At 72.9% G+C, this 13341-nt stretch carries 8 protein-coding genes; 1 reads left to right on the plus strand and 7 read right to left on the minus strand.

The genetic code is table 11. The features are described from left to right. Positions 1-83: 83 nt before the first annotated feature. From WMF17_RS14390 to WMF17_RS14420, 7 genes are all read right to left on the minus strand, one after another. A complete protein-coding gene (locus WMF17_RS14390) occupies positions 84-1385 on the minus strand; it encodes a UDP-glucose dehydrogenase family protein (protein ID WP_437602615.1) in 1302 nt (433 codons plus the stop codon). 167 nt (positions 1386-1552) lie between these two features. Further along, complete coding sequence (locus WMF17_RS14395) at positions 1553-3247, minus strand: L,D-transpeptidase (protein WP_437649994.1); 1695 nt, start codon at positions 3245-3247, stop codon at positions 1553-1555. A gap of 481 nt (positions 3248-3728) precedes the next feature. Continuing rightward, positions 3729-4880: a hypothetical protein gene (locus WMF17_RS14400; RefSeq protein WP_437602617.1), complete on the minus strand. Its 1152-nt coding sequence runs from the start codon at positions 4878-4880 to the stop codon at positions 3729-3731. Positions 4881-5062: 182 nt separating this feature from the next. Further along, positions 5063-6292 (minus strand): FecR domain-containing protein, encoded by a 1230-nt coding sequence (locus WMF17_RS14405; RefSeq protein ID WP_437649996.1) that lies wholly within the window; start codon positions 6290-6292, stop codon positions 5063-5065. Beyond that, the gene (locus WMF17_RS14410) at positions 6289-6978 is read right to left on the minus strand and encodes an RNA polymerase sigma factor (protein WP_437649998.1); all 690 of its coding nucleotides are present in this window, start codon (positions 6976-6978) and stop codon (positions 6289-6291) included. The genes WMF17_RS14405 and WMF17_RS14410 overlap by 4 nt, the downstream gene beginning before the upstream one ends. Before the next feature lie 101 nt (positions 6979-7079). Beyond that, positions 7080-7997 (minus strand): hypothetical protein, encoded by a 918-nt coding sequence (locus WMF17_RS14415; RefSeq protein ID WP_437649999.1) that lies wholly within the window; start codon positions 7995-7997, stop codon positions 7080-7082. Between the two features lie 385 nt (positions 7998-8382). Further along, the gene (locus WMF17_RS14420; protein WP_437650001.1) at positions 8383-9141 is read right to left on the minus strand and encodes a CDP-alcohol phosphatidyltransferase family protein; all 759 of its coding nucleotides are present in this window, start codon (positions 9139-9141) and stop codon (positions 8383-8385) included. A gap of 316 nt (positions 9142-9457) precedes the next feature. Between WMF17_RS14420 and WMF17_RS14425 the strand changes: the two genes are divergently transcribed. Beyond that, on the plus strand, positions 9458-13336 hold the full coding sequence (locus WMF17_RS14425; RefSeq protein WP_437650003.1) for a M36 family metallopeptidase: 3879 nt from the start codon (positions 9458-9460) through the stop codon (positions 13334-13336). Positions 13337-13341: the final 5 nt, after the last annotated feature.

Consider the following 13341-nt stretch of genomic DNA (forward strand, 5'->3'; position numbering starts at 1 on the left):
GCGGCGCGCTGAGCCGCGCCCGACGCTGACGGCGCGGCGCGCTGAGCCGCGCCCCTGCTCGACGCCATGCAGCGCGCGGCGCGCTACTTCCTGCCGATGCCCGCGTAGAGGAAGCCCATCCCGCGGAGCTCGTCGGGCTCCCAGACGTTGCGCCCGTCGAAGAGCGCCGGGGAGCTCAGGATGCGCTTCAACCGGTGGAAGTCGGGTCGCCGGTACTCGTGCCACTCGGTGACGACGACAAGCGCGTCCGCGCCCTCGGCCGCGCCGTACATGTTGTCGCTCAGGAGGATGCGGTTCCCGTAGATGGCGCGCACGTTCGGCATCGCCTGCGGGTCGTGCGCCTGGACGGTCGCGCCCGCCTCGAGCAGCGCGTCGATCAGGGTGAGCGCGGGCGCCTCGCGGATGTCGTCGGTCTGCGGCTTGAACGCGAGCCCCCAGACCGCGATCGTCTTGCCCTTCAGCGCCCCGCCGAAGTGGGCGCTCACCTTGCTCGCGAGGAGCCGCTTCTGCCGGGCGTTGACCCGCTCGGTCGCCCGGACGATCTCCAGGTCGTGCCCCACCGAGCTCGCGGTGAAGAGGATGGCCGAGAGGTCCTTCGGGAAGCACGACCCGCCGAAGCCCGGGCCGGCGAAGAGGAACTTCGTGCCGATGCGCGGGTCGGCCCCGACGCCCTTGCGCACGAGCTCGATGTCCGCGCCGACCTTCTCCGCGAGCACGGCCAGGTCGTTCATGAACGAGATGCGCGACGCCAGCAGGGCGTTGGCCGCGTACTTGGTGAGCTCGGCCGAGCGGGCGTCCATGAGCTGGATGCGATCGCTCGCCCGGACGAACGGGTTGTAGAGGTGGCGGAGGATCTCGCGCGCCTTCGGGTCGTCCGAGCCGATGATCACGCGGTCGGGCTTCATGAAGTCGTTCACCGCGTCGCCCTCCTTCAGGAACTCCGGGTTCGACGCGACGGCGAACGGCTGGGCGGTGTGCGCGCCGATGATCTGCCGGAGCCGGTCCGCCGTCCCGACAGGGACCGTGCTCTTCGTGGCGATCACCTTGAAGTTGTTCATGTTCTTGCCGATCGTCTCGCCGACGGCATCGACGGCGGACAGGTCGGCGGAGCCGTCGTCGGCCTGCGGCGTCCCGACGGCGATGAAGACGATCTCCGCGTCGCGGATGGCGCTGGCGACGTCGGTGGAGAACCTCAGCCTGCCATCGCGCGCGTTCTTCGCGATGAGCACGTCGAGGCCGGGCTCGTAGATCGGCACCTCTCCGCGCTTCAGCATCTCGATCTTTGCAGCGGACACGTCGACGCACGCCACGTCGTTCCCGAAATCCGCGAACCCCGCGCCGGCCACGAGGCCGACATACCCTGTTCCCACGACGGCAAGCTGCATGGGCCGGACGCTACCACGACTCTGCTGCTGTTCGAGCCGGCAGTCGCGCGAAGTGTGATCCGCGATCGATCTGTCCTGCTCCTCAAGCGCACGCGCGGGCGGGGGCGGGGATGCAAGCGAGCGCGGCGGCCGGCCGCGGGGCGCGCGGTCTCCGGGCGCCCCGCGGCTCAGGGGTGCACGAACACCACCGTTCCGGTCAGCGAGCGCGCCGCGCCGTGCCATCCCGGCGGGACGGCCGGCTCGGTCCAGAAGAAGATGCGGCGGGCGTCCTCCGGAGAGAGGTTGATGCAGCCGTGGCTCTTGGGGCGGCCGAACTTGTCGTGCCAGTAGGCGCCGTGGAGCGCATACCCCTCCTCGAAGTACTGCACGTAGGGGACGTCGCGCAGCTCGAACTCCTCGCCGACGGCGTCCGAGTCCATGGTGATGGAGGTGTACTTCGTGTGGATACGGAAGATACCGCGCTTTGTCGCGGTGCTGGACTTGTGGTCCTCGAGCCCCGCCTCGCCGCTGGAGATCAGGGTGGCGTAGACGGGCTTCGTGCCCTCGTAGGCGACGAGCACCTGCTTCGTGAGGCTGATGTCGAGCCACTTCTCGCCGTTCTTGCCCCAGGCGGGCATCTTCTTGGCGGGGTCGATGCGGCCGGCGTGGCGATCGTCGACCCAGTCGCCGTCCTTTGTCTCGTAGTGCAGCTTGCCGCCGAAGAACTGCTGCTTGCCGGTGAGGGGCACGGCGGAGCGCCACTCGAGCTCTCCGCCGTCGACGAGCTTCTTGCCCTCGACGCGCCACCGCTTGCCGCCCTGGCGGCGCACGAGCGCGAACGGGAAGTCGATGTCCTTGCCGATCTCGACGCCGTGGAAGTCGGACCCGCGGATGGGGCGGAACCTGTCGGCGGGGATGACGCGGAGATCGGTTGTGACGTTGTAGCGCCGGCCCTCGTGGAGGAACGACTCGATGAAGGCCATGCCGTTGCGCCGCGAGACCTCGTCGATCTTCACGGCGTCGTCGGACTTGATGAGGCCGGAGAGGTTGGGGGCGCGCCGGCCGTCGCGCAGGAACCAGGGGATCTCGCGATCGGTGATGCGCTGCGCGAGCGCGTCGAGCGCGGGCGGGGCGGGCTCGGCGCTCCATTTGAGCCACACGTCGAGGCCGTAGGTGGCGCCGCTCTCCTCGTCCTTGGCCCAGCGGTCGAGGTGCTTCTTGAGGCCCGGCTCGAAGCGCGCGACGTCGTCCTGGGAGGGGATGCGCGCGTAGACGGGGCCGCCGCGCGTGACGGTGCCGTACATGTACGGGAGCTTGTGGGTGACGTCGGGGCGGCGCGCCGCGGCGCGGACGATCTCGTGATCGAGGTCGAGCGTCGCGTCGGGGCCGAGGCACACATAGCCGAACGGCTTGATCTTGCGGAAGCCGCCGGGGCAGCCGGCGGTGCCGGCGGGCTCGGGATCCATCTCCACGATCGCGCCGGCGCGCAGGAAGCCGACGCGCTTGGCGTCGGTGCTGGGCCGGGCGTAGACGCGGGTGAGCATCGCGATGCTGGCGAGCCGTGGGCTGCCCTCGCGGGCCGGCAGGGGCGGGGTGGAGACGCCGCTCAGCGAGACGATGGGCGGGGCTGCGGGCTGGCCGGGCGGCGGCTCGTCCTCGGCCGGGGCGGGGGAGCCCGGGGGAGAGGGAGACGCGGTGGAGGCGGGGCCCTGCGCGGAGGCCTCCTTGGCGCCGTCGCCCTGGGCCTCGACCGGGGAGTCGGGGGTGCTCCTGGACCGGGACTGGCCGCAGCCCGCGAGGAGCGCGGCGAGGGCGAGGAACGCGAACGCAGGGCGGCGCGCCGCGGGTGAAGCTGCGGCGCACGGTCGGGGCGGCGTGTCCATGGCGGGCAGACCGTAATGCACAGGCGGGGGAGGGGGGCCAGTTTTCGGCGGGGCGCGCGCCGGGGGCGGTCCGCTCCCGCACATCGCCCGGTCCTCGTGGAATGGTGGCGCTCACCACGGACTGCGGCGCCGAGACGAGCGACACGTGAGCGCGATGGCGACTGTCGCCGAGCGCGGAGCCGCGCGATCCACCGCGCTGCGTCGACGACGACATTGGCTATCGCATTCTCGGTCATTCCGACCGCGAGGTTTCGCCACCGATGCTCTCGATCGGACATCGCATCAGCCCCACCGGACTCCATCCACGCGAGCCACTCGTTCGCTCCGTGCAGGGCATCGGCCACGGCGACGAGCGCGCTGTCGCCGCCCACCCGTGCCACGAGAGGCGCGAGCATCTCCACGCCTCCCCAGCCGCTCAGGGTCGACACGAGCGTGACCGCGCCGGCGGCGTCGCCGAGGCTGAGGGCCTCCTAAGACTGTCTCACTGGGGGATTTCGAGCTGCTGGCACACGCCGCTCGAGCACACGTCGCTGTCCGAGCAGCAGTCCGCGTTCGCCGTGCACTTTCCACCTGACTCCTTGCAGGCCTCGCCCCCGCCCGCATCCTCCCCTGGAGCTCCGCCCCCGTCGCCGGCCGGCGGGTCCTCGCCCTCGCACGTCGAGGGAATGCACGGCCCCGGCGTCACGGTGAGCGTGTCCGACGGGTACTTGCTCGGAGACGCGTGCACGTAGCTGATTGTCGCGTCGCCAAAGCCCGCCGCGCCGAAAGCGGAGGCGCTCACCCACACGTCATAGACGACGCGGTAATCCCAGCCCGGTGTCTCCGGGTTGGGGGTGTACTCCTCGTCCGTCTCCGGGGAGTCGACGACGTACGCGCCGTACCCGCACGCGTTGAGATCGCGGTCGAGCGAGGTGGTCGCCGCGACGATGGCGCCCGGGTCTCCGAGGAGCATCTTGCCCTCTCCGCCGAGCACGCCGAGCGACCCGTAGCCCGAGGGCATGGCCTCGGCGGCCGAGAGATAGTCGACGAAGAAGTCGAGCACGAGCTCGCCCCTCCCGTCCGTCATCTGGAACTGGGCCTTGTCGCTGCCCACGAGATCCTTGAACGTGTGTCCCCCATGGCCTTTCGGCTTCGGCTTGTCGCCGGGCTTCGGCTTGTCGCCGGGCTGCGGGTCGCCGGGCTGCGGGTCGCCGCCCCAGCCGACGGCCGTCGCGCCGTACGTGTTGTCGACGAACGCGGGGTTGAGCGTCAGCCGCACGTGCACGAGCTCGTCGCCCTCGGCGATCTCGACGACCCGCTCGACGAACGCCATCGGGGTCGTCGGGTCGCTGTTCGTATAATAGCAGTCGACCTGGGCGGTCCCGTCCACCGGGATGCCCCGGCGGCTCGCCCCGCACGACATCGGATCGAGGTCCGCCGTGATGGGATCGCCGGCGCCCCACGTGCCAGACCCCGGGAAGCTCGGCGCGGGCGCGCTCCCCCCCTCGTCCGACGGGACGCAGTCATCCCCGTCATCCCCGGAGACCACGCTGCTGCCGGCGAGCCCCGTGGTCAGCCCGGTGCAGGCCGAGCCGACGACCGCGAGAGACAACAGCCCACCACAGAACCACCCTGTCAACACGAACGAACGCATCGGCATCCTCCTGCTCGAAAGCAAGCACGACCTGGAGCGCGGCCGGCGAACCCGATCGCCGGCGCAATGATCTCCTCGATGAAGTGGAAGTCGCCGGAGGCGCCGAGAGCAGGCAGGGTTTGTCAGAAATCGAAGAGCGGCTGTCGCGAGACATCGAAGAGGCGGCTGTCACGCGCGGGCGCTCACGGGCGAGCGCCGCCGGCGCGGGAGGCGGACGTGGCTTCCTCGCGCCCGAAGCCCTGCGGGTAGTCCCTGAGGTACCGGCGCGCCTCCGCGGCGGTCCGGTCCTTGTCGCCCAGCGCCTCGATCGCGCGCAGGCGCTCGACGCGGGCGATCTCGGCGAGCGGCGAGTCGGGGTAGCGGCCGAGGAGGATGTCGAGCCGCTCGATCGCCCGCCTCGGCTGCCCCCGCCGCCGCGCCGCCATCGCGCTCTGGAGCAGCTCGTTCTCGGCCGTGAGCGAGGTGCGCGCCGGGGCCTCGCGCGGCGCGCGCGGCTCCCCCTCGACGCCGCCGCCCTCGCCGCCTCGGCTGCCCCCGCCGCCCTCGCGGGCGGCGCTGTCCTGCTCGGCCTCGCGCGGCGGCGCCTGCGCGTCGCCCGGCCGCCCCCCGGCGGGCCGGTCCGTCCGGCGCTCGTCGCCGAGGGACGACCACGTCTCGCCCGGGCTCAAGAAACGCTCGACAACGCCGCGATGCACGGCGACCCGCCCCTCCTCGACCGACACGCGCGTCTCGGCGGGCTCTCCCGCCGCGCCGGGCCGCCGCTCGACGGAGAAGCGCGTCCCGTGGACCGTGACCACGGCGTCCAGGGTCCGCACCGACAGGCTCACGCCCGCCGGCAGCGGCGGCACCTCGACGGCGATCCGGCCCTGATCGAGGGTGACGATGTCGCCGAATCGGGCGCGCCCGTCCCCGGCCGGCGCGAACCTCACGCGGGTCGAGGGCCCGACCTCGACGGTCGTGCCCGTCGCGAGCGACGCCTTCGCCCGCGCGCCCTCGCCGGTCCGCAGCTCCTCGTCGCTCGCGAGCGGCACGAGGGCGAGCGACGGCGGCGAGCGCGTCGCGCCGCCGGCCGCGATCTCGACCGAGCCCTGGAGCGCCGTCACCTGCGCCACGGCGGGCGAGGCGTCGCGCCCCCGGACCCCGATCAAGACGCCGGCGACCGCCGCGGCGAGCGCGGCCGCCAGCGCGGTCGCGGCGAGGACCGAGCGCCTCCGCCGGGCGACGCGGGCGCGCCGCTCCGCCGCCTCCGCTGCGAGCTGATCGATACGGCCGGCGATCCGCTGCTGGAGGTACCTCGCCTGGGCCCTGGGCAGCGGGGGCACCGGCTGCTCGACAAGCGCCCGCAGCGAGGCCTCCACGCCCGGCGCCGCGGCGCGATCCTCCGGGGCGGCGTCAACGTCGTCCTGCTTCATCGTGGCTCCTCGGATCGAGCGGGGTCGCGTTGCGCCGCCGCGTCGGGTTCACAGCGCGCCTGGAGCTCCCGCCGCCCCCGCGACAGCCGCGACTGGGCCGCGGCCACGGAGACGCCGGTCAAATCCGCGATTTCCTTGAGTGAATAGCCCATGGCGTGGAGCAGCAGCGCGGTCGCGCGGTCGCCGTCCATCGCCGCGAGGTGCCGGCGCAGGGCCTCGAGATCGCGCTGCGCGCTCACCTCCCGCTCGGGGTCGGCGCTGCGCGCGGGCGCCTCGGCCCCGGCGTCGAGCTCCGGCGGCCCCTGCGCGCGATCGATGACCCTGCGCTCGCGCCGGCGGGCGCGCAGCGCGCTCAGCCCGACGTGGCAGGCGATGACGGCCGCCCAGCCCGCCAGGCTGCACTCCCCCGCAAACCGGCGTTTTGTGAGTGTGCTTACTATTTGCTCGAACGCGCCCTGCACGAGGTCGGCATGGTCCTGCTCGCGGCAACCCAGGATCCGGTACAGGGTCCGGTCGACGATCGGGAGCAGGTGCTCGTAGAGGCGCAGCCCGATCCCTCGCTCGCCTCGCTGGAAGGCGAGCAGGATTTCCTCGTCGCTCGCGGGCGCGGGCGCGGGGGGCTCGGCGCCCCCGGTGGAGACGAGCCTGAGCCGGCGGCTTGCGGGTCGTGGCTCGACGGTTCCCATGCTTGTGCAGTAGCCGGTCCGTCCGAAAGCAGGCTGAGCCGCGGATCTTCCTCGATGCCCGCCGCGCCGCCGCCCTGTTGGATGCCCGCCGCGCCGCCGCCCTACCGGAGGCGTAGCTGCACCCCCAGCATCCCCGTGAAGCCGCCCTTCGGCAGCGTCGCCTTGGGCTTCGGTCGTACGTGGAGGTCGGTCTGATGGATCCTCACGAACGCCTCGGCGCTGCCGAGGAGAGCGACGCTGCCCTCGGCGGGCCACACGAGATCGATCGCCGTGCGGGTCCCGAAGGCCCACCCGTGCCCGGTCTCCTCCGGCTTCTTCGGGTCGCGGGGGGAGGCCATCACCCAGTCGACGGTGCCCTCGAGCCTCGCCCGCGCGAGCGCGTCGAGCGGCGCGATCGGCGCGGCGATGCCGCCGCCGCCTCCGAGCGCGAGCCACTGGACGGACACCCCCGGCGCCGGCTCGCCCAGGGCCGTGGCATAGGACGCCGACAGCGCCCCGAAGAACCCCGAGCGCCGGTCGAGCGCCGTGGCCATGATCCAGGCGCCGGCGCGGGCGGGGCCGCCGTCGAGCCCGTTGCCGGCGAGCCCGCCGGCGCCGACGAACCAGCCCAGCGGGCGCGGCGGCGGCGCGCCCGCGGCCGGCTCGACGTCCTCCGGCGCGGGAGGTGGGTCGGGCGGCGCCGGGGCGGCGGCGCGCTCCGCCGCCAGGGCCGCGACGACGAGCCCGGCGGTGCGGTAGCGGTCGGGCAGGGGATCCTCTTCGCGGAACTCGATCTCGCGCGATGACAGCGTGCCTTCAGGGGCGCCGAGCGAGGCGACGTCGACCCGCAAGCGGCGATGGTCCGGCCCGTCCAGCCAGACCACGGCGAGCGCCCGGATCGGGGTCCCGGTGCGCTTCGGGTCGCCGAGCGCGCACCTGCCGCCCCCGGCGGCGCCGGAGCACGCCTCGACGAGGAGCGCCGGGAGTTCGCCGTGCACGGCAGGGCCCGACGCGATGTCGACGACGATCGGGGCTGCCACGAGAAGTTTACCCGCGGCCGACGCTACCGAGGGCGAGGGGCGAAGGCAAGCCGGAGCCGGGCCCCCTCGTCGGGCGACGCGGTACCAGAGCGACAAGCGGGTTGAGACCGCCAGATAGAGAGCAGAATTTCGAACCGCCAAGGGTCCAAGGACGCCAAGAAGAGAACAGGATGCTGGCGTCCTTGGCCCCTTGGCGGTTCATTTCTCGCTCGATCAACGTGATCGGTGCTTAGAGCGCCGAACAAAACCTCCCGTCGCCAGGCAGCCGAGAGCGGGCGCATCGCGTCGTTGCTCCTCGTCGCCCTACTTCAGTAGGGCTCCTCGTCGCGCCTAGCGCTGCACCCACCCTCGGCTGCCTGGCTCGGTCCGGTTTTGTTCGGCGCTCTTAGGGCCGCCCGAACCTGAGGAGCAGCCCGAGCCAGCCCCTCGCCAGGTAGAGGCCGTTGATCAGCACATAGATCCAGAAGAACACGTCGAGCCGGTCCGCGAGCGCGAACGCCCAGATGTGGCTCGGATAGTGGTTCAAGAAGCGCAGGAACGTCGTCACGAGCGCCGCCGCGCGGGCGGCGGGCGACCGGGGGCGCTCCTCGGAGGCGGTCTCGTAGTACGCCGAGACCGACGTCTCCTTGCCGCTGATCTCCGGGCGGCGGACGAAGTTCGTCAGCGAGATCGCCGAGGCGATCACCGCGACCCCGACGACCCCGGCGAGCAGGAAGCGCGGGTCGCCCGCGGGCCAGAGGCCGCCGTCGAGGCCGAGGCCGCCGCCGTGGAAGAAGCGCACCGAGAGGGCGCCCGCGAGGAGCACCGCCTTGAGCTCGTCCGTGAAGAAGTCGAAGAGGTGACCCTCCTTCGACGCGATCTTCTTGTGGCGCGCGAGCATCCCGTCGACGCAGTCGAGGAGGTAGCTCAGCTCGAGCACGCCGATGGCGATGAGGCCCCCCGCCGTCGTGGGCAGCGCGACGAGCAACGCCGCCGCGACGACGAAGACGGCGAGGTTGAGCAGCGTGACCTGGTTCGGCGTGATCGAGGTCGGCGCGAGCAGCGCGACGACGCCGCCGGCGAGCGGGCGCATGACGTAGGTGTTGAAGAGCTGATCGTGCTTCTTCCGCGTGGCCAGGTAGATCCGCTTCGCTTCGCCGAGCATGTCGGGCGCATCCTAGAGCGGGCGGTCCGGCGAGAAGGAGACAAACCGCCAGGGCCCCAAGGAAGCCGCTCCGCGCGCGGCACAGGCCTCGTTTCGCCCTGGCTTCGCCCCGGCAGCGCAGAGCCCGCCTGCCGCTGCCGCCTCGCTCCGCCGTGGCCTCTGGAGCCGGGGTAAGACCCGTCCGGAGCCGCCGAGCGGCTTCCCTCGTGCGGCGGGAACGTCTATCAAGGGATCTTCATTCATTGGGCCGGTTCCCCCGGGGAACGACGCGATCCAGCGGCAGGACCGCTGTCCAGTCACGCACGGAGAAGATCGGATGAAGCGTTCCATTCGCGGTCTCACGCTCTCGCTCGCCCTCTTCGCCGGCTCGCTCGCGCACGCGCACCCCGGCAAGCGGCCCGACCTCGACGCCTACCTGCGCGCGCCGAAGGCGGCGAGCGCCCTGGCCGACGCGCGCGCCTCGGCCGGCGCTCGCGCCGCGCGCGCGGGCGGGATCGTCACGTCCATCGACGAGCAGCGCGGCGCCCCGACCTTCCTGTGGGCCGCCAGCGGGGCTTCGCCGGCCGGGGCCGCGGCGGCCGTCGTCGCAGGCGGCACCCCGGAGGCCGCCGCCCGGCTCCACCTCGGCCGCTTCGCCGCGGCCTACGGCCTCACCCGGGCCGCGCTGGGGACGGCGCAGGGGGTCCACGTCCACGACCAGGGTCAGGGGCCCGTCATCGTCGTCCTGCGGCAGCGCGTGGACGGCGTCGACCTCTTCCAGACCGAGGTGAAGGTGCTCATGCGGCAGAACCTCGAGCTCGTGGCCATCTCGGGCAACCTGCACCCGGCCGCCGTGGCCGCGAAGGCGCGCTCGGGCCGCCGCGCGTTCCGCCTCTCGCCAGGGCAGGCGCTCGCGCGGGCGCTCGAGGACCTCTACGGGATCCACCCGGGGCCGCGAGGCGTCGTCGATCTCCAGCGCCCCGCAGGCGACTACCAGACCTTCGACCTCGCGCCGGGCGGCGCGCTCCGGGCCGCGAGCCTCCACCTCGTCGAGCCGGCCCGCGTGAAGAAGGTCTATTTCCCGATGCCGGAGACGCTGGTCCCGGCGTACTTCGTCGAGTTCATCTCGGGAGAGGTGAAGTCGGTCTCCTCGGACGCCTACGACTACGTGATCGCGGCCGACGACGGGCGCATCCTCTACCGCCGCAACCTTGTCGACAGCGACGCGTTCACCTACCGCGTCTGGGCCGAGACCACGGGCGACGGGCGGCCCCTCGACGGGCCCCAGGCCGACTTCCTGCCGCACCCGACCGGCATGCCGGACGGGTCCCAGCCGGCGTTCATCCCGGCGCCGCTCGTCTCGATGGAGGGGTTCAACAAGGGCCCGGGCGGCGCCGTCGACCCCTGGCTGCCGCCGGGCGCGGTCGAGACCCTCGGCAACAACGTGGACGCCTACGCGGACCACAATGACCCCGACGGCTTCTCGAACGGCGACCTCCGGGCGACCCTCACCGCAGCGAGGACGTTCGACCACGTCTACGATCCGCTGCTCGATCCGGTGTCGAGCGAGACGCAGATCATGGCCGCCGTGACCCAGCTGTTCTACGTGAACAACTGGCTGCACGACTGGTACTACGACTCGGGGTTCGACGAGGCCGCCGGCAACGCCCAGCAGGACAACATGGGCCGCGGCGGCCTCGGCGGCGATCCGATGCACGCCGAGGCGCAGGACGGCGCCGGCATGCCGGACGCCAACCGCAACAACGCGAACATGACCGCGATGTCCGACGGCGCCTCGCCGCGGATGCAGATGTACCTGTGGAATAGCCAGGACCTCCGGCGCACGCTGACGCTCGATCCGGGCGGCGCCAGCCTGAGCACCAACACGGCCGAGTTCGGGGCCGCGAGCTTCAACGTCACCGCCGAGATCGTCCTTGTCGACGACGGCGTCGACGCCACCCCCGACGACGCGGTGGATGGAACCCGGGACGGGTGCGAGGCGCCGCTCTCCAACGTCGCTGGCAAGATCCTGCTCGTTGACCGGGGCGGCTGCACCTTCAAGCAGAAGGCCGTGAACGCCGAGGCCGCCGGCGCGGTCGCGCTCGTCCTCGCCAACAATACGCCCGGCGACCCCGCGCCGGGCATGTCCAACGGCGCGCCCGACGTCGAAGTGACCCTCCCGGTGCTCTCCACGTCCTTCGAGGAGGGGACCCGCCTCAAGGCCGCGCTCCTGGAAGGGCCGGTCACGGCCGCGATGGAGCGCGTGCTCGGGCTCGTGCGCGACGGCACGATCGACAACACGGTCACCGCCCACGAGTGGGGGCACTTCATCCACCGGCGCCTGACCCGGTGCGGCACCGCGCAGTGCGACGCGCAGAGCGAGGGCTGGGGCGACTTCATCGCGCTGCACATGGCGCTCCGCGAGGACGACGACCTCGGCGGGACCTTCGCGACCGCGATCTACGCGGCGGAGGAGAGCGGCGACAGCGCCTACTACGGCGGCCGCCGGGCGCCCTACACGGTCGACTTCGCGAAGAACGGGCTCACGTTCAGGCACATCTCCGATGGCGTCGCGCTCCCGGAGCACCCGCTGTCCGAGGGCCTCGGGCTGCCGAACTCCGAGGTCCACAACGCCGGCGAGGTCTGGGCGCTCATGCTGTTCGAGGCCTACGTGGGGCTGCTGACGCGGGAGGAGGACGGGAGCCGCGTCTACACGTACGAGGAGGCGCGGCGGCTCATGTCGGACATCGTGGTGGCGGGGATGAAGCTCGCGCCGACCGACGCGACCTACACAGAGCAGCGGGACGCGCTGCTCGCGGCCGCGTACGCGCGGAGCGAGGCCGACATGCTCGCGCTCGCCGCCGGCTTCGCGCGGCGCGGGGCGGGGACGTGCGCGGTGTCCGCGCCGCGCGATTCGAGCGATTTCGCCGGCGTCGTCGAGGGGTTCGAGCTGAAGCCGTCGAGCGCGGTGTCGGTGGGGCAGCCGGACGACGGCGTGGAGGCGTGCGACGAGGACGGCCTCCTCGACGCGGGCGAGCGCGGCCGGGTGGCCCTCGAGGTGCGGAACGCGGGCCCCGTGCCGCTCGTCGGGGCCGCGGCGACCGTCTCCACGACGAACGGCCACGTGTCGTTCCCGGGCGGGACCACGTTCGCGGTGCCGGAGGTGCCGCCGTTCGGGGCCAGGACCATCGAGGTCGAGCTGAGCGTGGACGAGGCCGCCGAGGGGATCGAGACGCTGGAGCTCCACGTGGAGATCGCCGCCGACGGGGCGTGCGAGACGACGGTCCTCGGCGTCGCCGGGGCGCGCCTCAACGTCGACGACGTGCCGGGCGCGTCGACCGTCGATTCGGTCGAGAGCGAGGCGCCCGTCTGGGCGAAGGAGGGCGAGGAGGCGGACGCCATCTGGTCGCGCGAGAAGACGGACCTGACGAACCACGCGTGGCGCGGCGTCGACTACTCGGGCCTCTCCGACACGCAGCTCGTCTCGCCGCCGCTCTCGGTCGGCGAGGGCGAGCCGCTCGTGATCGCGTTCAACCATCGGTATTCGTTCGAAATTTCGCCGGAGACGGAGGCCGAGGCGGCGATCTACTGGGACGGCGGGCTCATCGAGATCAGCGACGACGACGGCGCGACGTGGGAGGACGTCGCGGTCCATGCGGCCCCGGGGTACCGCGGCGCGATCGGCAACACGGTCGACGAGCCGTCCGTGAACCCGCTCGCCGGCCGGCAGGGCTTCGTCGGCGCGAACGAGGCCTGGCCGGATCCGGAGCCGGTCACGCTGGATCTCGGCGCCGCGTTCGCGGGCAAGACGGTGAAGGTCCGCTTCCGCATCGGCACCGACGCCTACGCGGGCGATTTCGGCTGGGAGATCGACGACATCGAGGTCCGCGGCATCGAGAACAAGCCGTTCGGCGCGCTCGTCCCCGACGCGCCCGGGTGCGGCGCGCCGCCGGTCGGCCAGGGCGGCGCCGGCGGCGAGGGCGGCGTCGGCGGCGAGGGCGCCGCCGGCGGTGCGGGAGGGGCCCCGAGCGGCGAGGGCGGAGCAGGCGGCAGCGGCGGGGCCGACGCGCCGACCGACGGCCCCAGCGTGGTCGCCGAGGGCGACGGCTGCGGCTGCGATGTCGCGGGCGGCGGCGCGACCACGACCGCGGGATCGCTGGCCACGCTCCTGGCGATGGCGATGCTCGGGCTGCGGCGGCGCCGGGGGGCGGCCTGAGGGGC

It is taken from the genome of Sorangium sp. So ce362 (assembly GCF_051519845.1).
Classification (GTDB): Bacteria; Myxococcota_A; Polyangia; order Polyangiales; family Polyangiaceae; genus Sorangium.

Coding starts and splice junctions, on each gene's coding strand:
- WMF17_RS14390 (WP_437602615.1), bottom strand. CDS start 1,385: ATGCAGCTTGCCGTCGTGGGAACAGGGTATGTCGGCCTCGTGGCCGGC.
- WMF17_RS14395 (WP_437649994.1), bottom strand. CDS start 3,247: ATGGACACGCCGCCCCGACCGTGCGCCGCAGCTTCACCCGCGGCGCGC.
- WMF17_RS14400 (WP_437602617.1), bottom strand. CDS start 4,880: ATGCGTTCGTTCGTGTTGACAGGGTGGTTCTGTGGTGGGCTGTTGTCT.
- WMF17_RS14405 (WP_437649996.1), bottom strand. CDS start 6,292: ATGAAGCAGGACGACGTTGACGCCGCCCCGGAGGATCGCGCCGCGGCG.
- WMF17_RS14410 (WP_437649998.1), bottom strand. CDS start 6,978: ATGGGAACCGTCGAGCCACGACCCGCAAGCCGCCGGCTCAGGCTCGTC.
- WMF17_RS14420 (WP_437650001.1), bottom strand. CDS start 9,141: ATGCTCGGCGAAGCGAAGCGGATCTACCTGGCCACGCGGAAGAAGCAC.
- WMF17_RS14425 (WP_437650003.1), top strand. CDS start 9,458: ATGAAGCGTTCCATTCGCGGTCTCACGCTCTCGCTCGCCCTCTTCGCC.